This is a genomic window from Rhabdonatronobacter sediminivivens, assembly GCF_013415485.1.
GTDB classification, from domain to species: domain Bacteria; phylum Pseudomonadota; class Alphaproteobacteria; order Rhodobacterales; family Rhodobacteraceae; genus Rhabdonatronobacter; species Rhabdonatronobacter sediminivivens.
Genome location: NZ_JACBXS010000004.1, coordinates 63,452 through 89,239, shown reverse-complemented (window position 1 = coordinate 89,239; position 25,788 = coordinate 63,452). Strand labels below are relative to the sequence as shown.

The 25,788-nt window shown below is 69.7% G+C and carries 21 protein-coding genes; 13 read left to right on the top strand and 8 right to left on the bottom strand.

Annotated features, from left to right (window positions below):
* Positions 1–36 precede the first annotated feature (36 nt).
* Positions 37–1,485: an IMP dehydrogenase gene (gene guaB / locus HUK65_RS02875; RefSeq protein WP_179904621.1), complete on the top strand. Its 1,449-nt coding sequence runs from the start codon at positions 37–39 to the stop codon at positions 1,483–1,485.
* Positions 1,486–2,104: 619 nt separating this feature from the next.
* Here guaB and HUK65_RS02870 read toward each other — a convergent pair.
* Together HUK65_RS02870 and HUK65_RS02865 are read right to left on the bottom strand one after the other, a co-directional pair.
* Positions 2,105–3,136 carry a fatty acid desaturase gene (locus HUK65_RS02870; protein ID WP_179904620.1) on the bottom strand — a complete coding sequence of 344 codons (1,032 nt, stop codon included), beginning with the start codon at positions 3,134–3,136 and terminating at the stop codon, positions 2,105–2,107.
* A gap of 277 nt (positions 3,137–3,413) precedes the next feature.
* Complete coding sequence (locus tag HUK65_RS02865; RefSeq protein WP_179904619.1) at positions 3,414–4,220, bottom strand: ferredoxin--NADP reductase; 807 nt, start codon at positions 4,218–4,220, stop codon at positions 3,414–3,416.
* A 252-nt stretch (positions 4,221–4,472) separates the two neighbouring features.
* Between HUK65_RS02865 and HUK65_RS02860 the strand changes: the two genes are divergently transcribed.
* On the top strand, positions 4,473–4,946 hold the full coding sequence (locus HUK65_RS02860) for an Lrp/AsnC family transcriptional regulator (RefSeq protein ID WP_179904618.1): 474 nt from the start codon (positions 4,473–4,475) through the stop codon (positions 4,944–4,946).
* A 6-nt stretch (positions 4,947–4,952) separates the two neighbouring features.
* Here the strand turns inward: HUK65_RS02860 and HUK65_RS02855 are convergent, their stop codons facing one another.
* Positions 4,953–6,134, bottom strand: a complete 1,182-nt coding sequence (locus tag HUK65_RS02855) for a cytochrome P450 (protein WP_179904617.1) — start codon at positions 6,132–6,134, stop codon at positions 4,953–4,955.
* Between the two features lie 267 nt (positions 6,135–6,401).
* Here HUK65_RS02855 and HUK65_RS02850 point away from each other — a divergent pair, with 267 nt between their 5' ends.
* The gene (locus HUK65_RS02850) at positions 6,402–6,776 is read left to right on the top strand and encodes an ArsR/SmtB family transcription factor (RefSeq protein WP_179904616.1); all 375 of its coding nucleotides are present in this window, start codon (positions 6,402–6,404) and stop codon (positions 6,774–6,776) included.
* A 505-nt stretch (positions 6,777–7,281) separates the two neighbouring features.
* On the opposite strand, the gene HUK65_RS02845 is transcribed toward HUK65_RS02850, so the two are convergent.
* The 5 genes from HUK65_RS02845 to HUK65_RS02825 form a co-directional block, all read right to left on the bottom strand.
* Complete coding sequence (locus HUK65_RS02845; RefSeq protein ID WP_179904615.1) at positions 7,282–8,844, bottom strand: 2-isopropylmalate synthase; 1,563 nt, start codon at positions 8,842–8,844, stop codon at positions 7,282–7,284.
* A gap of 265 nt (positions 8,845–9,109) precedes the next feature.
* Entirely contained in the window at positions 9,110–10,228 is a 1,119-nt protein-coding gene (locus HUK65_RS02840; protein ID WP_179904614.1) for an NAD(P)/FAD-dependent oxidoreductase, read from the bottom strand.
* Between the two features lie 135 nt (positions 10,229–10,363).
* Positions 10,364–11,266, bottom strand: a complete 903-nt coding sequence (locus HUK65_RS02835; protein ID WP_179904613.1) for a lysylphosphatidylglycerol synthase transmembrane domain-containing protein — start codon at positions 11,264–11,266, stop codon at positions 10,364–10,366.
* Positions 11,263–12,894 carry an alkaline phosphatase family protein gene (locus HUK65_RS02830; RefSeq protein ID WP_179904684.1) on the bottom strand — a complete coding sequence of 544 codons (1,632 nt, stop codon included), beginning with the start codon at positions 12,892–12,894 and terminating at the stop codon, positions 11,263–11,265. The genes HUK65_RS02835 and HUK65_RS02830 overlap by 4 nt, the downstream gene beginning before the upstream one ends.
* Positions 12,894–13,691, bottom strand: coding sequence for a CDP-alcohol phosphatidyltransferase family protein (locus tag HUK65_RS02825; protein WP_235441729.1), 798 nt, complete (start codon positions 13,689–13,691; stop codon positions 12,894–12,896). The genes HUK65_RS02830 and HUK65_RS02825 overlap by 1 nt, the downstream gene beginning before the upstream one ends.
* A gap of 223 nt (positions 13,692–13,914) precedes the next feature.
* Between HUK65_RS02825 and HUK65_RS02820 the strand changes: the two genes are divergently transcribed.
* From HUK65_RS02820 to HUK65_RS02775, 10 genes are all read left to right on the top strand, one after another.
* Positions 13,915–14,484, top strand: coding sequence for a cytochrome b (locus HUK65_RS02820; protein ID WP_179904612.1), 570 nt, complete (start codon positions 13,915–13,917; stop codon positions 14,482–14,484).
* Positions 14,485–14,508: 24 nt separating this feature from the next.
* A complete protein-coding gene (gene mdoH, locus HUK65_RS02815) occupies positions 14,509–16,953 on the top strand; it encodes a glucans biosynthesis glucosyltransferase MdoH (RefSeq protein ID WP_179904611.1) in 2,445 nt (814 codons plus the stop codon).
* Entirely contained in the window at positions 16,950–18,527 is a 1,578-nt protein-coding gene (locus HUK65_RS02810) for a glucan biosynthesis protein (RefSeq protein ID WP_179904610.1), read from the top strand. The genes mdoH and HUK65_RS02810 overlap by 4 nt, the downstream gene beginning before the upstream one ends.
* A 128-nt stretch (positions 18,528–18,655) precedes the next feature.
* Positions 18,656–19,651 (top strand): ABC transporter substrate-binding protein, encoded by a 996-nt coding sequence (locus HUK65_RS02805; protein WP_179904609.1) that lies wholly within the window; start codon positions 18,656–18,658, stop codon positions 19,649–19,651.
* On the top strand, positions 19,644–20,447 hold the full coding sequence (locus tag HUK65_RS02800; RefSeq protein ID WP_179904608.1) for an ABC transporter ATP-binding protein: 804 nt from the start codon (positions 19,644–19,646) through the stop codon (positions 20,445–20,447). The genes HUK65_RS02805 and HUK65_RS02800 overlap by 8 nt, the downstream gene beginning before the upstream one ends.
* Positions 20,434–22,053, top strand: coding sequence for an ABC transporter permease (locus HUK65_RS02795; protein WP_235441728.1), 1,620 nt, complete (start codon positions 20,434–20,436; stop codon positions 22,051–22,053). Before HUK65_RS02800 ends, HUK65_RS02795 begins: the two co-directional genes overlap by 14 nt.
* Positions 22,050–23,123 (top strand): glycosyltransferase family 4 protein, encoded by a 1,074-nt coding sequence (locus HUK65_RS02790; RefSeq protein ID WP_179904607.1) that lies wholly within the window; start codon positions 22,050–22,052, stop codon positions 23,121–23,123. The genes HUK65_RS02795 and HUK65_RS02790 overlap by 4 nt, the downstream gene beginning before the upstream one ends.
* Before the next feature lie 68 nt (positions 23,124–23,191).
* Entirely contained in the window at positions 23,192–24,679 is a 1,488-nt protein-coding gene (locus tag HUK65_RS02785; protein ID WP_179904606.1) for a Y-family DNA polymerase, read from the top strand.
* Between the two features lie 150 nt (positions 24,680–24,829).
* Positions 24,830–25,051: a DUF1127 domain-containing protein gene (locus HUK65_RS02780; RefSeq protein WP_179904605.1), complete on the top strand. Its 222-nt coding sequence runs from the start codon at positions 24,830–24,832 to the stop codon at positions 25,049–25,051.
* A 242-nt stretch (positions 25,052–25,293) separates the two neighbouring features.
* Positions 25,294–25,698, top strand: a complete 405-nt coding sequence (locus HUK65_RS02775; RefSeq protein ID WP_179904604.1) for an SgcJ/EcaC family oxidoreductase — start codon at positions 25,294–25,296, stop codon at positions 25,696–25,698.
* The last annotated feature ends 90 nt before the right edge of the window (positions 25,699–25,788 follow it).

Below are 25,788 nucleotides of genomic sequence, written 5' to 3'. Positions count from 1 at the left end.
GAAGCGCCAGACGATCCCCGCCACAGGAGGTGCGCCATGGAGATTCGCGAGGCTCTGACCTTTGACGATGTGCTGCTGGTTCCCGCAGCGTCAGATGTTCTGCCGCTGGAGGCCGACACCCGCACGCAGGTCACGCGCACCATCCAGCTGAACATCCCGCTTCTGTCCAGCGCCATGGATACGGTGACCGAGGCCCGCATGGGCATCGCCATGGCCCAGTCCGGCGGCATGGGGGTGATCCACCGCAACCTCGATATCGACGCCCAGGCGCGCGAGGTGCGCCGCGTGAAGCGCTTCGAATCCGGCATCGTCTACAGCCCCATCACGCTCAGCCCGGACCAGACCCTGGCCGATGCGCAGGATCTGCAGGACCGCTACAACGTCACCGGCTTTCCGGTGGTGGATGAGCGCGGCCGCGTGCTGGGGATCGTCACCAACCGTGACATGCGCTTTGCCACCGATGCGCGCACGCCGGTGCATGTGATGATGACCTCGGACAATCTGGCGGTGCTGCGCGAACCCGCCGACCGCGAGGAAGCCCGCAGCCTGATGCAGGCGCGGCGGATCGAAAAGCTGCTGGTCACCGATGCCGAAGGCCGCCTGACCGGGCTGCTGACGCTCAAGGATATCGACAAGGCGGTGCTGAACCCCACCGCCTGCAAGGATGAGCTGGGCCGCCTGCGCGTGGCCGCGGCCACCACCGTGGGCGATGCAGGGTATGAGCGCTCCATGGCGCTGATCGATGCGGGCGTGGATCTGGTGGTGATCGACACCGCGCACGGCCATTCCGCAGGCGTGGCGCAGGCGGTGGAGCGGATCAAGGCACAGTCGAATGCGGTGCAGGTGGTGGCGGGCAATGTGGCCACCGCCGAAGCCACCCGCGCCCTGATCGGGGTGGGCGCCGATGCGGTCAAGGTCGGCATCGGGCCGGGGTCCATCTGCACCACGCGGGTGGTCGCCGGGGTGGGCATGCCACAGTTCACGGCGATCGTGGATTGCGCAAAAGCTGCGGGCGATGTGCCGGTGATCGCCGACGGGGGCATCCGGTCCTCGGGCGATTTTGCCAAGGCGATCGCGGCGGGGGCGTCCTGCGCCATGGTCGGCAGCGCCATCGCCGGAACCGATGAAAGCCCGGGCGAGGTGATCCTCTATCAGGGCCGCAGCTACAAGAGCTACCGCGGCATGGGTTCGCTTGGCGCGATGGCGCGCGGCTCGGCAGACCGCTATTTCCAGAAGGACGCGGCCAGCGACAAGCTGGTGCCCGAAGGGATCGAGGGTCAGGTGCCCTACAAGGGCACGGCGGCCACGGTGATCCACCAGCTTGTGGGCGGTCTGCGCGCCGCCATGGGCTACACCGGCAACGCCACCATCGCGCAGATGCGCGGCGGCTGTGAATTGGTCCGCATCACCAATGCCGGCCTGCGCGAAAGCCATGTCCATGACGTGCAGATTACCCGCGAAAGCCCGAATTACCGGGCGGGGTGAGGGCGCGCACCCGTGGCGCAGCCCTGGGCTGCGCCCGTCCGCAGCCTGAATGGCCGGTTCGAGCCCGGAGCGGTCGCTCCCCGGCGCGGAATCAAGGGCGTCAGCCCGCCGCGCCTCGCCGGGCCGCCCCCCGGCACGGCGACTTGGCTGCCACAACTGCATAGCCTGGAAGTTTTGCGGATCTGGCTGCCATAAAGCACGATAGCTCACAGCACGGATCGCCGCACCGCGGCCCGACGCAGCGCGGCTTCGCACCCAATGACCAACGGCAGAAAGGTCCCGCATAGCTGCCATGGTCGGCTTGGTTCGGCGGGCGTGGCGGTTATGGGCGCTCAGATCGACGTCATGAGCCCCTTTCGGACGGTCGCGCGCTGCAGGTGCTCCGTGCCGATCACATCCTCATTCCGGGCGGTCATGGTGGTTGTCAGCCACCCTGAGGCCCCGGGTGCGCCATGCCCCTGCTGACCCCCCGGCCCCGCGGTGCGGCCAGCGGCAGGACCAGGTTTGTGCCTGCCCGACCGCAGCGCTCCTGCCAGCCTTTCGCCGGGGAGCCGTTGGTGGCCGCCAGCGCAGAACCCCTGATCATTGCAGACCGCCACGCCCGCATGCAAACCAGGCGTCAGGCGAGGCGGTAGCGCTGCTTGGCCTCATCGATGGAAATCAGCTTGCCCTGTGCCTCGTCCCAAAGATGCAGGCCGACGGTGCGCAGGCTGTCACAGATGGTCAGCCGCTGGACATCGGCCAGTTCCGCATGGTGGCGAATGACCTCGGGCAGGCGGTAGAAGGGAATGCGGCTGTAGAGGTGATGCACATGGTGGATGCCGATATTGCCCGACAGCCAGCGCAGCGGCTGGGGCAACACATAATGCGAGCTGCCTTTCAGCGCGGCATCGTGCAGATCCCAGTCCTCGCCCTTTGACCAGTGGGTTTCCTCGAACTGGTGCTGAACATAGAACAGCCAGACCCCGATGGTTGCCGCAATCACCGAGGTGGGCAGGAAGATCACCAGCACCGGCCAGAACCCCCCGAACCAGATGATCAGCCCCAGTGCAATGCCGATCATCGCATTGGTGCCCATGGCCGATGTCCAGTAGCGCCAGCCCTGGTTCATCAGTCCCAGCGGCAAGCGGTTCTGCAGGATGAACAGATAGCTGGGCCCCAGAACGAACAGCACCAGCGGATGGCGGTAAAGCCGGTACATGAACCGGCCAAAGGGGCTGCGGGCGCGGTATTCCTCGACCGTCAGGGTGACCACGTCGCCGATGCCACGATGGTCCAGATCGCCGTGATGGGCGTGGTGGATCGCATGGGTGCGCCGCCAGACGGCATAGGGCGTCAGCGTCAGCACGCCCAGAATTCGCCCGATCCAGTCCTGTGCTGTGCGGTTGCGCAGAAAAGCGCCATGCCCGCAATCATGCTGGATGATGAAGATGCGAACCAGAAACCCCCCGTTCAGGACCCCCACCGCCAGCGCCAGCCACGGGCTGATGGACAGTGCCGCCCATGCCAGCGCCCAAAGCGCAAGAAACGGCACAAGCGTCACCGCAAGTTCGAACAGGCTGCGCCGGGTCGACGGATCACGGTATCTGGCGAGAACGGAAAGCCATTCGCGCGCCGAGCGGTTGGCAACAGTATCGGAAAGATCGGTCATCGCGGCCTGCATAGGGGCGCCGGTGCACCGGCGCAGAATGGTTGGCGTTGACCAGGCAGCGCTCGGAGAGCGGGGTAACCCATCGCTCCGGATCTTGCAACAGTGCAGTGGCATTTGCAGCCAGGATCAAGTGACGCGCGGCAGGGCCGCAGCCGGTCAGATCCTGTTGGACCCGGCACGCTGGATTGACCGCAAGTTTCGGATGGTGTCACCCACCTGCAGCCAACGGCCGCCCTGGGCCTTGGCAACCGGGGATTGGGCGCCCTTCGGTGGCCGCTCAGCCCACGAAGGCCTTTTCCACCACATATTCCGCCGGTTCGCTGTTGGCGCCTTCGCGCAGCCCGGCGGCCTCCAGGATGGTTTTCATGTCGGTGTTGAAATCCAGCGAGCCGCAGACCATGCCCCGGTCGATCTCCGGGTCCAGCGGCGGAAGCCCCAGATCGGCAAAAACCTTGCCCGAGGTCAGGTTGTCCGTGATCCGCCCCATGTGGGGGCTCTGGTCCTGGGTGGTGGTGGGGTAATAGAGCAGCTTGTTGCCGACGAATTCCCCGATCAGCGGGTCTTCGGGCAGGCTTTCGACAAGCTGGCGGCCGTATTCCAGCTCGGCCAGTTCGCGGCAGGTGTGCATGAAGATCACCTGCTCGAACTTCTCGAATGTCTCGGGGTCGCGCAACAGGCTGGCGAAGGGGGCGATGCCGGTGCCGGTGGCGAACAGCCACAGCCGCTTGCCGGGCAACAGCGCGTCATGGACCAACGTGCCCACGGGTTTGGGGCGCAGGATGATCTCATCGCCGGGCTGGATGTGCTGCAGGCGCGAGGTCAGGGGGCCGTCGGGCACCTTGATCGAGTAGAATTCCAGTTCCTCATCCCAGGAGGGGGAGGCGATGGAATAGGCCCGCAACAGCGGCTTGCCAGTGTCGCCCAGCAGGCCCAGCATCACGAATTCGCCCGAGCGGAAGCGCAGGCTGCGCGGGCGGGTGCAGCGGAAGGAAAACAGCCGGTCCGTCCAATGGGTGACGGCGGTGACGGTCTGGGCATCGGGGAGCGCCTTGACGACGGGGGCGATCTTGCTCTGTTCGGTCATTCGGCTGTCTTTTCCATTGCTGGGGCCATCGATTGCGCCCGCCATGTTCCTGCGCAGGCCGTGAGCGGTGATAGCGGGCTGCCGCCCCGCCGCCATGACCCAGATCAAACTTGCAGGACAGATACGCCAAACACCGGTTGCGGGCAAGCGCACAAACGCCGCGCCTGGGAAAAAATTCCGGAGCGGCGCGAAAGGTCTTGCCAATATGGGATATAATTCCGTATCCGGGCATGGGAACCAGAGGGGGCAAGCATGTCCGTGCGGATAGATGACCTGGACCGGCGCATCCTGGCCGAGTTGCAGGACGACGCGGCGCAATCGCTCGATGAGATCGCGCGCAAGGTGGGGTCCAGCAAGACACCGGTATGGAACCGCATCCGCAAGCTGCGCGAGGCCGGTGTGATCAAGCGCCAGACCGTGATCCTGGAGGCCGAGGCGCTGGGCCTGGAGGCCTGTTTCTTCGTGCTGGTGCGCACCTCGGAGCATGAGGCCGACTGGCAGCAACGCTTCCTCAACGCCGTGCAGGCCCGCCCCGAGGTGCTGGAAGCGCACCGGCTGGCGGGCGATATCGACTATATCCTGAAGGTGCGGGTGCCCAATGCCCGCGCCTATGACGCCTTCTATCAGGCGCTGATCTCCGAGGTGAAGATCCACAACGTGACCGCGCTGCTGTCGATGGAGGAGATCAAATCCACCACCGCGCTGCCGCTGGAGCCTCTGGGCTGAGCGCGCTCACGCCCGGACCTGCAGCGCGGCCAGCCCGTGAAAGTGATAGGTGTCGCCATAGCGCGGCGGGGCGGCCAGGCGCAATTCCGGGCAACGTTGCGCCAGGATCGGCAGGGCGGTGGTCAGTTCCAGCCGGGCCAGCGGTGCGCCCACGCAGAAATGCAGCCCCGCGCCAAAGGCCTGATGCGGTTTCGCCACGCGCAACGGGTCGAACACATGCGGCGCGTCCCAGTGCCCCGGGTCACGATTGGCGGCGGCCAGCAGGCAGGCGACCTGGTCGCCGGGGGCGAAGCGGTGGCCTGCGACCTCGATGTCCTCATAGGCGAAACGGGTAAACAGGTGCAGCGGCGGATCGTAGCGCAGGACTTCCTCGGTGATCGGCGCGGCCATGTCCGGGGTGCGGGTCTGGGCCCAGTAATCGTTTTCCAGCAGCGTCTTGACCCCGTTGCCGATGCTGTGGACCGTGGCCTCATGCCCGGCGTTCAGAAGCAGGATGCAGGTGCTGATCAGCTCATCGGTGCTCAGCCGGTCGCCATCGGCCTCGGCGGCGATCAGATGGGTCAGCAGGTCATCGGCGGGCCGGGCGCGGCGCTCGGTGATATAGCTGCGCATGAAATCGGAAAACGCGGTGGCCGCAGCCGCGGCCGCCTCTTCGGTCGCCCGGTTGCGCCCGGCCATATACATGGCGACCATGGTGTTGGACCAGGCCAGCAGATCGTTCTTCATCTCTTCGGGGACGCCCAGCAGGCGCGCGATTATGATGACCGGGATGGGTTGGGCGAAATGGGGCAGCAGGTCGAAGGGGCCTTCGGGAAAGCGGTCGATCAGCTCATGGGTCAGGGCAGCGATCTCCGGCTCCAGCGCGGCAATCCGGCGCGAGGTGAAGGCCCGCGTGACCAGCCCGCGCAGCCGCGTGTGGCGCGGGGGCTCCAACTCCAGCATGGAGTGATCCTCGACCGCGTAGAAGGGGCGCAGATGGTCCGGCACGGGCTGGCGCTGAGCGGCGGGGATTTCACGGCCAAACCTGCGGTCGCGCAGGATGGCATTGACGGCGGCAAAGCTGGTGGCGCAGGGCATGCCATAGTCTTCCCAGTGCACGATCGGCCCCAGCGCCCGTATCCGGTCATAGAACGGATAGGGGTTCTGCGCCAGCTCCGGGTCGGTGGGCGATTGTGCGATGGTTTTCATGGAAGGCCCTGTCTTGCTGCTTGTGCCCCGGTATTGCGGCGCGGGGCGGTCAGGGTCAAGCGGGGTCGGCTGTTGCCTTTTCGGCCCGGATCGGGCAGGGGGGGTTGCGGCGCCTTGTCCATGTCCGGCCGATACCCGGCCCTTGTTTTCGGTGCGAATTGCATCTAGTTATATGCATATGTCACGCGGCGCCAATCCGGCGCAGGCAGGGGCGCGAAAGCCCCGAAAGCGCATAGGCAGCGCCCTTACTTGCATGGGGAACGGACCATGGCCACTGAAGCGACCGAACTTGACCTGCTGACCGAGGAACCCTCGGACGATCAGGATTGCGACAAGCTGTCGCCTGCAGACATGACGGCGCAGGCGCAGGCGGCGTCGAATTTCCTCAAGGCGCTGGCCCATGAGGGGCGGCTGATGATCCTGTGTCACCTGTCCGCGGGCGAGAAATCGGTGACAGAGCTGGAGCAGCTTCTGCATTCGCGCCAGGCGGCGGTCAGCCAGCAACTGGCCCGGCTGCGGCTGGAGGGGATCGTTTCATGCCGGCGTGAAGGCAAGGCGATCTTCTATTCCCTGGCCGACCCCAAGGCCGCGCGCATGATCGGACTGGTCTACGAGATGTTCTGCGCCCAGGCCGAATCCTGAGCCCGGCGCCGTCGGCGCGCACGGCCCCGCGACACTCCACAAGGCGGTTGAGGCTTCCGGGCGGTGACACCACCCCCGCGCACCACCCCAGGCGCATGGGTCGCGCCCTTGCAGGCGCGGGCGGGCGGCGGGGGCTCATGACGCCGATCTGAGCGCCCAAAACCGCCACGCCCACCGAACCAAGCCGACCATGGCAACTATGCGGGACCTTTCTGCCGTTGGTCATTGGGCGCGAAGCCGCGCTGCGTCGGGCCGCGGTGCGGCGATCCGTGCTGTGAGCTATCGTGCTTTATGGCAGCCAGATCCGTAAAACTTCCAGGCTATGCAGTTGTGGCAGCCAAGTCGCCGTGCCGGGGGGCGGCCCGGCGAGGCGCGGCGGGCTGACGCCCTTGATTCCGCGCCGGGAAGCGACCGCTCAGGGCTCGAAGCAGCCATCGGGTATCGTGTATGTTGGGCAGACCCGTTGCACAGGGGGCAGGGCGCGTCCGCGCCCCGCCTCGACCCCTCACCCCGCATGAATCATCGCACTGGCGTTCCCCCGCGCCTGCGCCAGCACCAGCCGGTTGAGCGCGTTGATATAGGCCTTGGCCGAGGCCACAACCGTATCGGTGTCCGAGGATTGCCCGGTGAAGACCCGGCCCTCGTGCTCCAGCCGGACGCTGACCGTGGCCTGTGCGTCGGTGCCTTCGGTCACGGCATGGACCTGATAGAGTTCCAGGTTTGCGTCATGCGGGAACAGCATGCGGATGGCGTTGAAGGTGGCATCGACCGGACCGTCGCCGGTGGCGTCGACGAATTTCTCCTCCGCGCCGATGGTCATGGTCAGCTCGGCCTCCTGCGGGCCGTCGGTGCCGCAGATGACGCGCAGCCGGCGCAGTTGCAGATGGTCGTCGGCGCCGCTGGCGGCGCTGTCCTGGATCAGCGCGATCAGGTCCTCGTCATAGATTTCCTTCTTGCGGTCGGCCAGCGCCTTGAAGCGGACGAACACGTCCTTCAACTGGTTGTCGGCCAGCTCATACCCCAGTTGCGACAGCTTGGCGCGCAGCGCCGCGCGGCCTGAATGCTTGCCCATGACCAGGTTGGTGGCGCTCAGGCCGATATCCTCGGGGCGCATGATCTCGAATGTCTCGGCGTTTTTCAGCATCCCGTCCTGATGGATGCCGCTTTCATGGGCAAAGGCGTTCTTGCCCACCACCGCCTTGTTGAACTGCACCGGAAAGCCCGACACCGCCGACACCAGGCGCGAGATGTTCATGATCTTGCGCGTGTCGATCGACGTGGCATAGGGCAGGATGTCATTGCGCACCTTAAGCGCCATCACCACTTCCTCCAGCGCGGTGTTGCCCGCCCGCTCACCCAGCCCGTTGACGGTGCATTCGATCTGGCGCGCGCCCGCTTCCACCGCCGCCAGGGCGTTGGCCGTGGCCATGCCCAGATCGTTGTGGCAATGGGTGGCAAAGATCACCCCATCGGCGCCGGGGACGCGTTCGCGCAGCATGGCGATGATCTCGGCCGATTCGCGGGGGTAGGTGTAGCCCACGGTATCGGGGATGTTGATGGTGGTGGCGCCCGCCTTGATCGCGGTTTCCACCACGCGGCACAGGTAATCACGCTCGGTCCGGGTGGCATCCATGGGGGACCATTGCACATCCTCGCACAGGTTGCGGGCGTGGGTCACGGTGTCATGGATGCGCTGCACCATGCCGTCCTGATCCAGCTTGGTGATGTCACGGTGCAGGGGCGAGGTGCCGATGAAGGTGTGGATGCGGGGGCGCTTGGCCTCGCGGATGGCCTCCCAGCAGCGGTCGATATCGGCGAAATGGGCCCGGGCCAGCCCGCAGATGCTGGCGCGCCGGGCCAGGCGGGCGATCTCGCGCACGGCCTCGAAATCCCCTTCCGAGGCGATGGGAAACCCGGCTTCGATGATATCGACGCCCATCTCGTCCAGAAGCTGGGCGATCTCCATCTTTTCGGCATGGGTCATGGTGGCGCCGGGGGATTGTTCGCCGTCGCGCAGGGTGGTGTCGAAGATCAGGACGCGGTCCTGTTCCTGGGATGGGGTGCTCATGGCGTTGTTCCTTGATGTCCTTGGCCCTGAAAGGGCTGTCATGGAGGTGCATATCGGGGGTGCATGTCCGGGCGCTGGTCACCTCTGAGCGGTCGCGCCCTGGGGCACGCTCAGAGGCAGATAAGAAGCAGGATCGGGCGCGCCCGCTGCGTGCGGCCGGCCGCCCCGGGGGCGATATGCAAGGACCGTTCCATGGGCGCAATCATACGGGGCGCGCCGGAAATGAAAAGCCCGAAATTTGCGCGCTATGTGAACAGCCGGGGGCTTAGCCGGGCAGGCGCGCGCCCAGCACCGCCTCGGCGGCCAGGCGGCCCAGTTCATCGCCGCATTTCGCCGCCCGTCCGCAGCCGCCGGTGGCCACGGCCATACGCTCATCCAGGCGTCGGATCACGGGGCGGTCCCGGGCGGTGAAGACAGTGACGCAGGCTTCGGTATGGGTGGCCTCAAAGCGCAGATCCGGCATCAGTTCGGTCAGGATGCGGGTCTGATAGGCGCCGACCTCGGCCGATCCGGCGCTGCGGAACCAGTCGCTGACCGCTTCGGTATCGGTCAGGACGCGATCATCCGGGTCGCCCCCGATCTTGATATAGGTGCGCCCGTCCGGATAGCGGATGGGCGGCAGGACATAGGGGACATCCCCCGCGGGGGTTCGATAGACCAGCGCGGGCATCGCGGCCAGCCGCGCGGCCTCGGCCGCGTCCAGGGCGAAGAAGGTGATCGTGCGGGCATGGACCGCCAGCGGCAGGGGGTCCGCCAGCAGGTCATTGGCCCAGCCGCCGGTGGCCAACAGCACCCGGTCGGCGCGGTGGCTGCCCGCTTCGGTGCTGAGGGTCACGCCCCGCGGGGCGGGGTCAATCGCGCGCACCGTGGCTTCGACCAGTTCGGCCCCGTGGTGGCGGGCGGCCTGGGCCTGGGCTGCGACCATGCGGCGGGGGTTGAGATGGCCCGCGCCGGTCGCCTCATGGCGGGTGTCGATGCTGTCGGGGAAGGCGAAGAAGGGAAAGCGCGCGGCCAGCGCCGCCCCGTTCAGGGTTTCGGCGGCAATTGCGGCCTCTGCCTGCACCGCCGCCACATTGCGCATGAATTCACCCGCCGCCGGGCCGGCCATCATGGCGCCCGATTCGGTAAAGAAGGGGATGCCGCTTTCCGCTTCGATCTGCGTATAGCGCGCGATCGAGGCGCGGCTGACATCGCTCCAGTAGCGGTCGGCATCCAGCGCGCGGGTGATGCGGCCTTCATCCCAATGACTGGCAAAGACACCCTGATGGGCGGGTTTGTCCTGCGGCTCCGGGGCGCCGATCAGCAAAACCTCATGGCCCGCCTGCGCCAGATGCCGTGCGGCGGCCGATCCGATGGGCCCGCGCCCGATAACTGCGATGGTCATGCTGCCCTCGTCCGTGATTGCGCCGTGACGATACAGGCGCGGGCGGGAATGAAAAGCCCCGGGGCGCGCTCAGGTGCCTTCCGGGCCGGGGCCGGTAGCGGTCAGGGGGCGGGGGCGGTCAGGGGGCGGGGGCGGTCAAGGGGCGGGGGCGGTCAGGGGACAGCGGGCCAGCACCCAAAGCCCCGGCAGGCAGGCAAGCGCGGCCGCCAGGCCGAACAGGATGCTGGCCGCCACCGCCGCCCCCGCGCCGACCCCCGCCAGCGGCCAGAGCGTGGCGGCCACCCCTTCGCGCAGGCCCCAGCCGTTGACCGACACCGGCAGCAGCATCGCCATCAGCGTCAGCGGGATCAGCAGCAGCGCGTCAGGGGCCGACAGCACGACCCCCGCCGCGGCGGCTGCCGCCCAGAAGCCGCCGATGTTGCACCCCAGGATCAGCAGGCTCAGCCCCGCCTGCGCGCGCCATCCGCGCCGGTCCAGCCAGACCAGCCGTGCCGCCCGGAGCGCTCGGCGCCACAGCCCGGCGCGGCTGCCGGTGGCGCGGCGCAGCCACCACAGCGCCGCCACCGGCACCCCCACAGCCGCCAGCGCCACCCCCCAGGCCCCGGGCCCTGGCCAGAGCCAGACCCCCAGCCCAAGCGCCGCCGCCAGCGCCAGAAACACCTGCCCGGTCAGGCGTTCGATCACCACGCTTTGGGCTGCGACCTCCAGCCCGGCGGTGTGGCGGGCGCGGGCGGCGCGGCCGATATCGCCCAGCACGCCCCCGGGCAGAAGCGTGTTGCCCAGCACCGACAGGAAGTATTCGCCCACTGCCGCGCGCCGGGTCATTGCCAGCCCCAGCGCCCCGGCCGACAGCCGCCAGCGCAGGGCTGACAGGATGATCTGCGCGGCCAGCAGCCCCGCCGCCAGCGCCACCCATCCCGGCGCCGCCTGGCGCAGGTGCTGCGTGATCTCGGCCCCGCCCAGAACGGCAAGCAGCAGGGCCAGCGCCCCCAGCGTGACCGCCAGCCGGGCCAGCCCCTGCCAGCGCCGGCGCCTCATTGCAGGCCGCTGCCGAAGATGCGCAGCAGCGCGTCGCGCAGGTCATCCATGGGCAGGGTCGGGGTGGCGGGGTCGGGGATCATGCCTTCGGTCCAGCCCAGCGCCTCGAACCGCGCGACCAGTTCCGGCGGGCCGATCACATGCACCGGCACGTCATAGCCATCCACCCCCGAGATGAAGCGCGCGGGCTCATGGTCGCCCAGGGCGATGATCAGCGGCGGATCATCGGCATGGCGCGCGGCCCAGGCGCCCAGCGTCTGCAGGCTGTAATCCACCGCCAGGCGGAATTTCTCACGCACGCGGTCATGGTCACGCCAGACGACCTCGGGCGGGTCGCCGGTGCTGGCCCATTGGTTGAAGACCGTGCCATCGCCGATCTTGTCCCAGTCGATCACCGGCGGCACCGGCAGGAACGGCGCGTGCGAGGATACCAGCGCCACCTGCGCCAGCAGGGGCGCGCGGCTGCCCTGCGGGGCGCTGCGCTCCAACCGGTCCAGCGCATGCAGGGTGAACTGGTCCGGCATGGTCACCCAGTTGAACGGCGCGCCCGCATAGCCCAGGTCAGGGGCGTTATAGATGGCATCGAAGCCGAAGAAGGCGCCTTCGGGCCAGGGAAAGACATGGGCGGGTTTGATCGCCACTGTGCGCAGGCCCGCCTCCCGGGCAAAATGGAACAGGGTGCGGCGGGGGCTGGCCAGCAGCGCGCGGTAACGCCCCTGCGTGTCCAGCCACATCCCCGAGGCCACCGACCCATGCGCCAGCCAGCTTTGCCCCCCCACCATCGGTGCCCGTGCCCAGCCGGCGCGCATGGCCAGCCCGCGCCCGGCCAGATCCGCCTGAATGTCGCGCAGGGTGCCGGTATGCGTGTCGATATAGAGCGGGTTTTCAAAGCTGGAGCGACCGTAGCTTTCGACATAGATCAGGATGATGTCACGGTCCCTGGCCAGATCGAACAGCGGCCCGGCGTCGGTCATGGGATCCTGCCGTGCGGCACGGCGAAAGGCGGCCAGATCGGCGCGGGTGTCCCGGACCTGCAAGGCGCGCTCCCAGGCCACGCGGGCGGTGAAGGCCGCGCCGGGGAGGGCCTGCGCCACCGGGGCGGGCAGGGTCCAGGCGCGCCGGGCCTGGCCGATCTCGGCCAGGGCCAGGGCCAGGGCGGGGACCAGCAGCACCGCCGCGCCCCACCGCCCGCGCTCCCGGCCCAGGGCGGCCCACACCCCTCCGGCCCACCACAGCGCCGCCGCACTCACCACCAGCACCAGCCCCGCCAGCGCCACGGCCAGAACCGCCTGCATGGTGCCGAAACTGCCGCGGGCAAGCTCCCATGCGGCGGGGATCAGGTTGTAATCCACCACGATGTTGAAGCCGCGGTTGAAGGCGATGAAAGTGCCGAAATCCGCCAGTTTCAGCAATGCGACCCCCAGCAGCACCCCGGTCAGCGCCGCGCGCAGCGCCAGCCCTGCCGGGCCCGGCCCGGCCAGGATCAGCGCCGCCAGCAGCGCCGGAAGCTCCAGCGGGAACATGCCCAGTGCGCCCCAGGTCATGGCTGCCGGGTGGTTGGGCTGGATCAGGATCAGATAGAAGATCGCCGCCGCCGTCAGCAGGCGCAGCAGGCCCTGTGCCGCCATCACGGCGCCGCAAACCGTGGCACCGCGCGCCCGCGCAGGATCAGCCAGCGGATATCGATTGCAAAGGACATCAGCATGGCCAAGAGGATGCCAGCGCCCAGTCCCGAGGACAAGGGCGGGGCCACCAGCGGCGCCAGCAGGGCGACCTGCACGCTCATCTGCAAGGCTGCCATGACCTTGCGCCAGCGCCGGTCCGGCAGGGGCGCGCGCAGCACGGGCCAGACCGCGCCCGCCAGCAGGAACGCGGGGCGCAACAGCCCCAGCAGCAGGAACCAGGCGCCGACCTTGTCCGCCTGCGAGGCCAGCGCCGCCATGACGATGGCAAAGATCACATCGGATTCCACATCGAACCGCGCCCCGAAGCGCGAGCGCAGCCCCGAGCGCCGCGCCAGCCACCCGTCCAGCCCGTCCAGCGCCAGCACGATCACCGCCAGCGCCAGCACCGCCCAGCCGAATGCGCCCCCGGCCGCCAGCGCCTGCGGTGCCGCCACCAGCCCGGCCAGCACCGCAATCCCGGCGCCGCGGGTCATGGTGATCATGTTGCACAGGCCCAGACGGTCATGGGGGTAGCTCTCGGACCCCAGACCGCGCAGGATCAGCGCGCCCCCCGCGACGCACAGCGCCAGGGTCACGGCGGCGGGCAGCGCAGCCTGCACGGCGTCGCCCGCCAGCGCCAGCCCGGCACTGGCCGCGCAGGCCAGCGGGGTCAGCACCGCCAGTGCAAGCAGCCCGTGGTGCTGCGGCCCGCGCAGGGGCCCGGTATATGCCGTAAGGGTGGTGTTTCGGGTCATGGTCATCGAATGTAACTAGTTCCGTGACGCGCGGATCAACCTGGCGCGGTCACGAAGTGGTGAAAGCCCACCCGGCAAATCACCGCCCTTACAAGTTGCCTGCGCCCTGTCCGCACTAATTACCATAAAATTCGTGCAACGACCCCGCTGGCGTGCGAGTTTGTTGGGGCAACCATGCGCAAGGCGCCTCTGCGCGCCCCGGAAGCGCGGCAGCATCAGGAGGTATGCCATGACCCATCAGACCCCGGACGCCGGTCGCCCGCCGGTTGTGCGCTACGCCGTGCCCGTGCGCTTTCTGCACTGGCTTGTCGCCATTCTGATCATCGGCACGATCCCCATCGCCAATGTGATGCAGCGCGAGGGGCTGGAGCGCGCGACCCAGGATCTGCTGTTCATCCTGCACAAGAATGGCGGCGTGATCATCTTCCTTCTGGTGGTGCTGCGCATCCTGTGGCGGGTGGCCACCCCCGCGCCGCCGATGCCTGCAACCATGCCGGGCTGGCAGCAGGCGGTGGCGAAGCTGGCGCATTGGGGGCTTTATGCCATGCTGCTGGTGATGACCGTCAGCGGCTATATCCGGGTCCGCGCCGGGGGGTTCCCGGTGGAGATGCTCGATGCGCTGGGGGTGCCCGCGATGGTGCCGCGCTCGGACTCGCTGGCGGAAACGGCGCAGGCGATCCACAGCACGGGGCGGTTCGTGCTCATCGCGCTGATCCTGGCGCATGTGGGGGCGGCGGTGCAGCATGCGCTCAAGCGCGATGGCGTGTTTTCCCGCATCTGGCCGCCGGTCGGGCGCTGATCCATGGACCGTCCCCGCGCCCCCATGACCCTGACGCCCGCGCGCTGCCGTCAACTCTGGCTGGCGGGCGCGGTGACGGGGGCGCTGGTGTCGCTGTTGTGGCTGGGGGTGGACCTGCCGGCCACCAACCCCTGGCTGGCGGGCGTGGTGCTGGCGCTGTTTGCGTTCAACGCCTTCTGGCTGGCCGGAGCGGCGATCACGGCGCTGATGGGGCGTGGCGGTGTGCCTGCATCGCCATCGCCGCGGGCGGCCCCCGCGCGGGCGCGCACCGCGGTCCTCTGGCTGGTCTGCGGCGAGGACCCTGACCCGATTGCTGCGCGCATCGCCGTGTTTCGGCGCGGCCTGCGCCGGGCGGGGCTGCAGGGGGTGTGCGATATCTTCATCCTCTCGGACACCGCATCGCCGCAGGCCCGCGCCGCCGAAGCCCGGGTCTTTGCGCCCCTGGGCGTGCGCTACCGCAACCGGGCCGAGCCAGAGGGGCGCAAGCCGGGCAATCTGCAGGACTGGATCGCCGCGCATGGCGCGGATTATGACTCGATGCTGGTGCTGGATGCCGACAGCGGTTTCAGCGCCGAACGGCTGGCGGGGTTGCGCGCGCGCATGGCCGCGGAACCGGACCTGGGGCTGATCCAATGCGCCATCCGGCTGCGTCCGGGCCAAAGCCGCCTGGCGGGCATGCAGCGGCTTTCGGCGCGGCTGTGCGGGGCGGGCTTTGCCCATGGGCTGGCGCGGCTCAGCGGTGACGCGGGCAATTACTGGGGCCATAACGCGCTGATCCGCACCCGAGCCTTTGCCGAAGTCACGCCGCTGCCCGCGCTGCCGGGGCGCGCGCCGATGGGGGGGGTGATCCTCAGCCATGATTTCATCGAAGCCGCCGCCCTGCGCCGGGCGGGCTGGAAGGTGGTGATCGATCCCGAGGCCCGCGGCAGCTTCGAGGACAGCCCCGAGAGCGTGCAGGCCCATCACCGCCGGGACCGGCGCTGGGCGCAGGGGAACCTGCAGCACCTGCGCCTGATCGGTGCGCGCGGGCTGCATCCGGCCAGCCGCCTGCACCTGCTGGCGGGGATCCAGAGTTACCTCTCGGCGCCGATCTGGCTGATGCTGGTGGTGATGCTTGGCTCCGGTGCTGTGCATGCGACCTGGGCCGCGCTGGCACCGCTGGGGGCAACGCTGGCGCTGCTGATGGTGCCGAAACTGGCCGGGCTGGCGCGCTGGCGACAGGGGCGGATGACGCCTTCGCGCCGGGCCACGCTGCGCCGCGCGCTCTGGGGCGAACTGGCCCAGACCACGCTGTTTGCGCCGCTGGCCATGATCCGGCGCACGGGGTTCGTGCTGGCCGTCGCCGCCGGGCGCGACAGCGGCTGGCAGCCCGCCGGGAGCGCCGCCTCGGCCACCGCTGCACCCGGCCGCCCTGAGGCCATCGCGGGCGGCGTCATCGCCCTTGCCGTAACGGCGCCACAGATGATGTTGGGCGGAGGCGCCGGTGCCGCGCTTCTGGCGGCGACCGTGGTGGTGCCGGTCGTTGGCCCGTTGCTGGCCGCGCCCTGGCTGATCCGCTGGTTCGATGCTCCGCGTCCCGGCACCAATGCCGTGGCCGCGTATTATGACGCCAGCACCCGGCGGTTCCTGGCCATCGGCGGCAGCGGCGCGGCGCTGGCGATCCATCGACCGCTTTGGGCCGAGGGTCTGGCAGGCGTGGAGGCGGCAAGCGCGCATGTCAACACTCTGGTCGCCACGGCTGCCGAGGCCGCCCTTGGCCGCCTTCCCGCGCAGGTCTGTGATCTGGGCTGCGGGGTCGGGGGCACGTTGCTGCATCTGGCCCGGCGCTGGCCCGGGGCGCATCTGACCGGCGTCACGCTGAGCGCCGAGCAGGTGCGCCTTGCCCGCGGCTTTGCCCGGGCGCGCGGGCTGGAGCGGCAGGTCCAGGTGGTGCAGTCGGATTTCACCTGCCCGCCGTTGCTGCCGCGTGCCGATCTGGTCATCGCCATTGAAAGCCATGTCCACACCGACAGCGCCGCGGGCTTCCTGCGCGCGGCCCGCGCTCATCTGCGCCCAGGGGGTGTGCTGATCATTGTCGATGACATGCTGGCCACGGACCCTGAGCGGCTGGACCCGCGCGGGCAGGGGCTGGTTGCGGCCTTCCGCCGGGGCTGGCGGCTGGGGCATGTCTCGCCTGCGGCGGGGCTGATCGCCGAGGCCCGCGCGCAAGCGTTCGACCCCGTCGAACAGCGCGACCTCAGCCCGCTGCTGCGGCTGGACCGCTGGCGGGACCGGGCGCTGCGGCTGGCCGGGCCGCTGGCCGATGCGCTGGGGCTTGGGCGGGTGCCGCTCTTTGCCAACATGATCGGCGGCAATGCCCTGACCCAGGCGCATCGTGCCGGGATCATGGGCTACCGGATGGTCGTGCTGCGCGATGCCGTCGCCCGGCGCGCCACCCCGTCGCCGCAGCCCGGGCGCAGCGCGGCATGAGACGGCGGGCGTTTCTGGCCAGTGCCGTGGCGGCGCTGGGGCTTCGGCCCGGACCGGCCCCGGCGCAGGACATCGGCGCGGCGGGCAGCCCGGATGCCATGATCGCCACCGCCCGGCGGTTGGCCGAAACCCCACATGCGCCGCCAGAGAACCTGTTGCAGCCGCCTTTTGATGCGCTGACCTATGACAGCTACCGCGCCGTCCGGCCGCGCGCGGGCGGGGCCGCGCAGATCCCGCTGGGCGGCCCGTTCCAGGCTGATCTGCTGCCCCCCGGCTGGCTGTTCCGGGACCCGGTGGCCGTCCAGTTGCCCGGCGCGGCACAGCAGCACCCTTTCGACCCCGCGCTTTTCGACTTCGCGCCCCGCTATTTCCCCGATGGCCCGCCCCGGATGGACGCCGCCGACATGGGCTTTTCCGGCCTGCGCCTGACCGCGCCCATGAACGCCCCTGACCAGCGCGACGAGATCGTGGTCATTCAGGGCGCCAGCTACTTCCGCGCACTTGCGCGCGACACGGCATACGGGCTTTCGGCCCGCGCGCTGGCGCTGGGCACCGGCGGCCCGGCCCCCGAGGAATTCCCCGTCACCCGCCATATCACCATTTTTGGCGCCGATGCGGCGTCGGTGCAACTGGGCTGCCTGATCGACAGCCCGCGCGCCGCCGCCGCGCTGATCTGCGATCTGCGCCCGGGCCGCGAAGGCGCGCCGGATACGGTGATGGACCTCTCGCTCCACCTCTTCGCGCGTGAGGCTCTGGCGGATGCGGGCATCGCGCCGCTGACCTCGATGTTCCAGCATTCGGACCTTGGCCCCGGTTTCATCGATGATTTCCGCCCCGCCGTGCATGACAGCGATGTGCTGGTCATCGACAATGGCGCCGGAGAGCGCCTCTGGCGGCCCCTTGCCAATCCCGCGCAGCTTCAGATGTCCGCCTTTGTCGATGAGGGGCCGCGCCGCTTCGGCCTGCTGCAATCGTCCGATCGCTTTGAGCGGTTCCGCGATGCCGAGGGCGCCTATGATCGCCGCCCCTCGGCCATGGTCGAACCCCTGGGCGACTGGGGCCCCGGCGCGGTGATGCTGCTGGAGATCCCCACAATCGACGAATATGCCGATAATATCGTGGCCTTCTGGCGCCCCGCCGCCGCGTTGCAGCCGGGGCATGCGCATCGCTTCGACTATCGCCTGCGCTGGCAGCCGCCGGGGCCGCAGGCCTTGCCGCGGGGCGCGCAGGACCTGCCGCTGCTGCCGTTGCGCAGCGCCTCGGGGGTGGAGCCGGTGAACCGGGCGGGGCGGCTGTTCGTGATCGATTTCCCGGCCGTTGCGGGGGCAGAGGCCCCGGACCCGGCAGCGCTGCGCCTGGACATCGACGCGGACCCGGGCGCGAAGATCGACGGGCAGGCGCTTTATGTGCTGACCCCCGAACGCGGCACCCTGCGCGCCAGTTTCGTGCTCACCCCGGACGACGGCGTGGACCTGGCCGAGTTGCGCCTGCGTCTGCGCCGACGCGACAGCGGCGCGCTGGTGGCGCCGGTCTGGCTGTTTCGCTGGACGCGTGCGCGCGATGGCGGCGCCTGAACCGGCGCACGGCGGCAGCACCGGACGCCGGACCCCTGCCGCAAGCGGGGGGCACGCCCGGCAACTTGCGGGGGCCGCGCCTGACACTAGGTTGAACAGCGACGAACGCGACAACAGGGAGAATGACAATGACACGGTTTCAGATCTCGCGCCGGCACCTGATGGGCATGGGGCTGTCCGGGCTGGGCGCCTGGACGCTGGGCATGGGGCCGCGGGCGGCCTTCGCGCAGACCGATGTGGCGCTGCAGCTGTCCTGGCTGCATTCGGTGCAGTTTGCGGGCAGCTATATCGCCGATGAACGTGGCTTCTGGGCGGACCGGGGCCTGAACGTGCGGCTGGACAGCGGCGGGCCGAACGCGCCGGTGGAGCCGCCGGTGGTCTCGGGCACCGCGCTGGTGGGGATTTCGGCGGCCGATTATACCGCCGCCGCCGTCCAGCAGGGGGCGCCCTTCAAGATCATCGCCGTGGCGATGCAGAACAACCCCTTCGCCATCACCTCGCTCCCCGACAACCCCGTGAACAGCCCCGCCGATCTGGAGGGCAAGCGCATCGGCATGGCCACCGCCAACACGCCCGTGTTGCGCACGCTGGCCACGCTCAATGACGTGGATTTCGACGCCATCACCATCATCCCCACGCAATATGACGCCGCCCCCCTGATCGCCGGAGAGGTGGATTGCCTGCTGACCTGGTCCACCGACATTCCGGTGTCCATGTATGTGCGCGGGATTGATCCGACGGTCATGCTGATGGCCGATTTCGGCTATACGCTGCATTCGCAGACCTACATCGCCACCGAGGACTCCATCGCCAACCGCCGCGCCGATCTGGTGGCGCTGATCGCAGGTGAGGTGCAGGGCTGGGAGGAATACCGCCGCGACCTGGAGGCCGCCACCGATCTGACGCTCGCGCGCTTTCCGGACGCCGGGCTGGACCGCGACACCCAGCTTGAACAGGCCCGCCGCCAGGTGCCGCTGATGTTCTCGGACCTGACCGATGAACACGGCTTCGGCTGGTGGACGGATGAGACCGTAGCGCAGAACATCGAGACGCTGGACCTGCTGGGGATGCCGGTCAGCGCCGATCTGTGGGACCGCTCGATTCTGGAAGAGGTGCATGGCTGACCAACGCGCAGGGCGCGGCCCCGCGATCACCTGCGCGGCGCTGGCCAAGACCTTCGGCACCGGCCCGGCGGCGGTCGAGGCGGTGGCGCCGCTGGACCTGACCTTTGCCGCGGGGGAACTGACGGCGCTTGTGGGCCCCTCGGGCTGCGGCAAGTCCACCGTGCTGCGCATGGTCGCAGGGCTGGAGGCGCCGAGCGCGGGCACCGTCACGCTGGACGGTGCTGCGCCTGCCGACCTTCAGGGCGAAGGCGCGCTGGCCATGGCGTTTCAGGATGCCTCGCTCCTGCCGTGGCGGTCGGTGCGCGGCAATGTGGCGCTGGCGCTGAAACTGGCGCGCAAGCCGGTGGATCTGGCGGCGGTGGATGCGATGATCGCGCGGGTGGGGCTGGCAGGCTTTGAAAACGCCCGCCCGGCGGAACTCTCGGGCGGGATGCGCCAGCGCGCGGCCATTGCGCGCTGTCTGGTCACGCAGCCGCGCGTGCTGCTGCTGGATGAGCCCTTTGGCGCGGTGGACGAATTGACCCGCGCGCGGCTGAACACGGACCTGCCCGCGCTCTGGCAGGCGCAGGGCACCACGGCGCTGCTGGTCACCCATTCCGTGCGCGAGGCGGTGGCGCTGGCCGACCGGGTGGTGGTGTTCTCATCCCGTCCGGCACAGGTGGTGGCAGATCTGCGCGTCCCTGATCTTCTGGCGCTGGACAGTGCCGAGGGCCGCACCCTGATGGCCGAGGTCACCGCCGCCCTGTCGCAGGGCTGGGCGGATGATCCGGGCTCGGGGCGACATGCCGCGCAGTAGGGCCATGGCGGGCGCGGTCACACTGGCCGTGCGGTTGCCGCGCCTGTCGCGCGAAGGGGCGCAGGCGGTGGGCGGCGCCTTGGCGGCACTGGTGCTGTGGGAACTGGCGGCGCGCGGGCTGGCGGGCAGTTATCTGCTGGCCGGGCCGGTGGATGTGGCGCGCTACCTGCAGGCCAACAGCGGGCTGATGGGCCGTGCGCTGGCGATCACGCTGGAAAACGCCGCCCTCGGCTTTGTGGCCGGGAACCTGGCGGCGGTGGCTCTGGCGCTGGTGGTGGTCCTGATCCCGCGCAGCCAGCCGGTGGTGGCGGGGTTTGCGCTGGTGGTCTTCTGCCTGCCGCTGGTGGCCACCGGGCCGATCCTGCGGGTGCTTTACGGCCCCGGGCCGGGGCCACAGATCACGCTGGCCGCGCTGGCGGTCTATTACACCACCTTCATCCCGCTGATGGTGGGCCTGCGCGCGGCCCCGGCCAGTTGGTTCGACCTGATGCGCGTCTACGGGCGCGGGGCCTGGACGGCGTTCGTGCAGGTGCGGGTGATGGCGGCGCTGCCCTATCTGCTGGCGGGGTTGCAGATCGCGGCCCCGGCGGCATTCCTTGGCGCCATGGTGGGCGAGTTCACGGGCGCCGAGCGCGGCATGGGCGTGCTGGCGCTCCGCGCCATGCGCGGGCTGGACGTGGAGGCCACATGGGCGCTGGCCACGGTGGCGGCGGTGGTGGCCATGCTGGCCTATGGCGCGCTGGGCTGGGTGGCGCGCGCCCTGGCCCCTGCGCGCCCCGAGGTGCTGCTGGCCCCGCCGCCCGCCACCGCCCTGTCGGGGCGCGCGGGGCGGGCGTTGCGCGGCGCAGGGGTGGCGGCGCTGACGCTGGTGCTGATGCTGGCGCTGTGGTGGGGGGTGATGGAGGCGTTCGGTCTGAGCCGTTTCTTCGCCAAGCGCCCGGATGATCTGTGGGCCTTTCTGGTCAGCGCGCCGACGGCGGCCGAGAACCGCGCGATCCTGTGGGAGGCCAGCGCCCAGACCCTGACCTATGTGCTGCCGGGCTATCTGGCCGGGCTGGGGCTGGGGGCAGTGCTGGCCATGGTGCTGGTGCTGGCGCCGGGGCTGGCGGGCGCGGTGCTGCCGGTGGCGGTGGCGCTGCGCTCGGTCCCCATCGTGACCACGGCGCCGCTGATCGTGCTCGCACTCGGGCGGGGGGCGGCGGGGACCATCACCATCGTGGCGGTGATGATCTTCTTTCCGGCGCTGGTGGCCTGTTTGCAGGGGTTGCGGCAGGCGCCGGGGCAGGTGCTGGACGTGATGGCCACCTATGGCGCGGGGCGCCTGACGCGCCTAATCCATGCGCGCCTGCCAGCCATGCTGCCCGCCTTCTTTGCCGCCGCGCGCATGTCGGTCCCGGCGGCAGTGCTGGCGGTGACGGTGGCCGAATGGCTGGCTACGGGAACGGGGCTGGGGAACCTCATGGCGCTGACGGCCTCGACCTCGAACTACAATCTGCTGTGGTCGGCGGTGGTGCTGGTGGCGCTGGGCTCGGCGGCGGGCTATGCGCTGGTGGGCGCGGTCGAACGCCGCGTGCTGGCCCGCGTGGCCCCGGAGCAGTTGCGATGACCCTGCACGCCGCCTTTGCCATTCCCGGCGACCTGAACACCCGCACCGGCGGCTATATCTATGAACGCCGGATGCTGGAGACCCTCAACGCGATCGGCCTGCCCACGGCGCATGTGGCGCTGATGCCCTCATGGCCCCATCCCACGCCGCAGGCCGAGGCAGAGCTGGCCGAAAAGCTGCGCGCGCTGGCACCGGGGACGCCCTTGATTCTGGACGGGCTGGTCTTCGGGTCGATGGACACCGCGCTGCTGGCGTCGCTGGACCTGCCGGTGGTGGCCATGCTGCACCATCCGCTGGGGCTGGAGGCGGGGTTGCCCCCGGATGTGGCCCGCGCGCTGATTGACCACGAAACCGCCAACCTGCGCCACGCTGACCACGTGGTGGTGCCCAGCCCGCACACCCGCGCGATCCTGATCGAACAGTTCGGGGTGGCGCCGGAGAACATTTCCATCGCCCTGCCGGGCTTTGACCGCCCCACGCCCCCGGGGACCCCGGTGCCGAAGGCCGCGCCTCCGCTGATCCTGTCGGTGGGCATTATCTGCGAACGCAAGGGGCATGATGTGCTGCTGGCGGCGCTGGACCGGCTGCGGGACCTGCCGTGGCAGGCGGCCATCGTCGGCCTGACCCATGACAGAGGCGTCGAGGCCGCGCTGCATCGCCAGCGCGCCGCTCTGGGGTTTGACGCGCGCGTCACTTTCACCGGCGTGATCCCTGCGGCGGCGCTGGACCGGCTGTGGCGGCAGGCGCATCTGTTCGCGCTGGCCACCCGCTACGAAGGCTATGGCATGGTCCTGTCCGAGGCGCTGCTCCATGGCCTGCCGGTGGTCAGCTGCACCGTGGGCGCCGTGCCGGACACCCTGCCGCCGGGCGCCGGGATCCTGACCCCGCCCGATGACCCCGCCGCCTTTGCCACCGCGCTGGAGCGGCTGCTGACCGACCCGGCCACCCATGCCGCCATGGCCGCCACCGCCCGTGCCGAAGGCGCCGCGCTGCCGCGCTGGGAGGAGGCTGCCGCGGTCATGGCCCGCGCGCTGGCGCGTGCTGCGGCGCGGGCCGCGGGGCGGGGCTGAGGGACTCGACTCAGGGCGGGGTGACGCCTAGAACGTAAAGCGAACATTCCTGATCGGATCCTTCGCCCATGTCCTCGCCCCCCCGGCGTATCCTGTCGCTCTGGCTGCCGCGCTTCGCCTCGGACCGCGAGGGGCGGGGCATGGCCCCCGATGGCCCCTTTGCGGTGACGGCGATGCAGGCGGGGGCGGCGCGGCTGGTCTGCGTCAACCCCGCCGGGCGGCGCGGCGGCGCGCGTCCCGGCCAGGCCCTGGCCGAGGCGCGCGCGCTGTGCCCGGACCTGATCACCCGCCCCCATGACCCCGCCGCCGATGCCCGCGCGCAGGCGGCGCTGCGGCGCTGGGCGGGGCGCTATTGCCCCTGGGTGGGCACCGAAGGCCCGGACGGGCTGGTGCTGGACATCACCGGATCGGCGCATCTGATGGGGGGCGAGGGGGCGCTGCTGGACGATCTGCTGGCGCGGCTGGGGCGGATGGGCTTTGCCGCGCGCGGCGCCATCGCCGACACGCGCGGCGCGGCCTGGGCGCTGGCCCGGCATGGCCGGCAGCCGGGGCGCATCATCGCGGCGGGGCAGGGGGCGGCAGCGCTGGCGCCTCTGCCGCCCGCCGCCCTGCGGATTGCCCCCGAAACAGCCGAGGCGCTGGACCGTCTGGGCCTGCGCTGCATCGCCGATCTGACCGCCCTGCCGCGCGCCACGCTGGCCCGGCGCTTTGGCCAGGCGCTGCTGCTGCGGCTGGACCAGGCACTGGGGGCGGTGCCCGAACCCGTCGCCCCGCGCGACGAGGCGCCGCTGCCTGCCGTCCGCCTCAGCTTCCCGGACCCGATCGGCCTGCGCGGGGACATCGACGCCGCGCTGCTGCGCCTGCTGGAGCGGCTCTGCACCCATCTGCAGGCCGCCGAACTGGGCGCGCGCCGCCTGCGGCTGGACCTGCTGCGCGCCGATGGCAGCCGCGCCGAGGCCCAGATCGGCCTGGCCCGCCCCATGCGCGACGCCACGGCCATGGCCCGGCTGTTCGACCGCGCGCTAGAGGATGTGGACGCGGGTTTCGGCATCGATGCGCTGCGGCTGAGCGCCCCCGTGACCGAGCCGCTGGCCGCCGCCCAGATCACCACCGGCGGCCAGATGCAGGCCGATGACCTGTCCGACCTGCTGACCCGGCTGGGCAATCGCGTGGGGTTCGAACGGCTGACCCGCTTCCTGCCCGCCGACAGCCACATCCCCGAACGCAGCTTTGTCACCGCCTCGGCCGCCCATGCCGACCCGGTGGCGGACTGGCCCGCCGCCCCGCCGCGCCCGCTGCTGATCTTCCCGCCCGAACCGCTGGCCGCGCGCGACAGCCGCGACCCGCCCCGCCGCTTCACCTGGCGGCGCCAGCGGCTGCAGGTGCTGCAGGCGGAGGGGCCGGAACGGATCACCCCGGAATGGTGGCTGGACGATCCCGCCTGGCGCAGCGGATTGCGCGACTATTGGGTGGTGCAGACCCGCGAAGGCCCGCGCCTGTGGCTGTTCCGCACCCCGCAGGTGGGGGGCTGGGCGGTGCAGGGCGTGTTTGCCTGATCGCCCCGGGCGCTGCCGTGGTGCCCGGTATCTGGTATACCATTGCTGCAGGTGCAATGCTGCCTTGCAGCATTGGCAATGGAAATGTCAGCACTCATGCCCTAACTTGAATGGCAGGGAGGGGACGACACACAAACATGAGGCGTTCCCATGGCTTTTATTTCGACCGACCACCGCAACCGCGCAGAAGGCTCTGCTGTCGCTGATTTCTTTGCCGGGCTGGCCAATGGCTTTGGTGCCTACCTGGAGCGGCGCGCCCGCACCGACCAGATCCGGGCCCTGAACCGGCTGAGCGATGACGAACTGTCGCGCATGGGCCTGACCCGTGACCAGATCCCGTTCCATGTGTTCCGGGACCGTTTCGGCCTCTGATCCGAGGTCGGCGGCACGGCCTTCGGGCGGCCCCGGGTGGTTTCCCGGACAGACCTGAGCACATGCTGCGCGCATTGCCCCATCGGCAATGCGCGCTGCCCTTTCCGGCTTCCTCCGATCCTGTTGACTTCGATGTGACCCCGCGCGCATCCTGCGCCAGGCGAAAAATGCTTGTGCAAGGCGCGGCACCTTGCAAAAGCGAGAGCGGTTTTTTCAGCCTGCATCAACCGGGGAGCCGTCGCATGACCACCGAAACCACCATTGCCCAACTGTTCGACCGCTGGAACGCTGCCCTGCAGACCGGCGATCCAAAGACCGTGGCGGCGCTTTACGCCCCCGATGCGGTGCTGTTGCCCACGGTGTCGAACAAGGTGCGCCGCTCTCCGGCCGAGATCGAAGAGTATTTCACCCAGTTCCTGAAGAAGCGCCCCCATGGCACCATCCACCAGCAGAATATCCGCATCTTCGGCGATCTGGCCATCAATTCCGGGGTCTACGACTTCGACCTGACCACCGAGGAGGGCCTGGTGCAAGTCCTGTGCCGCTACACCTTCGTCTATCGCGCCGAAGGCGATGACTGGCGCATCATCGAACATCATTCCTCGATGATGCCGGAATATGTGGACCGCCCCGGCCCGCCGAAGTGATCTGTTCAGCCCGCATTTACCCAGAGGCGGAAAAAGCCGTCAGACCCGGCACAACCGCAAGGATTTGTTAGCGCCGGCGTTGCATCCTGC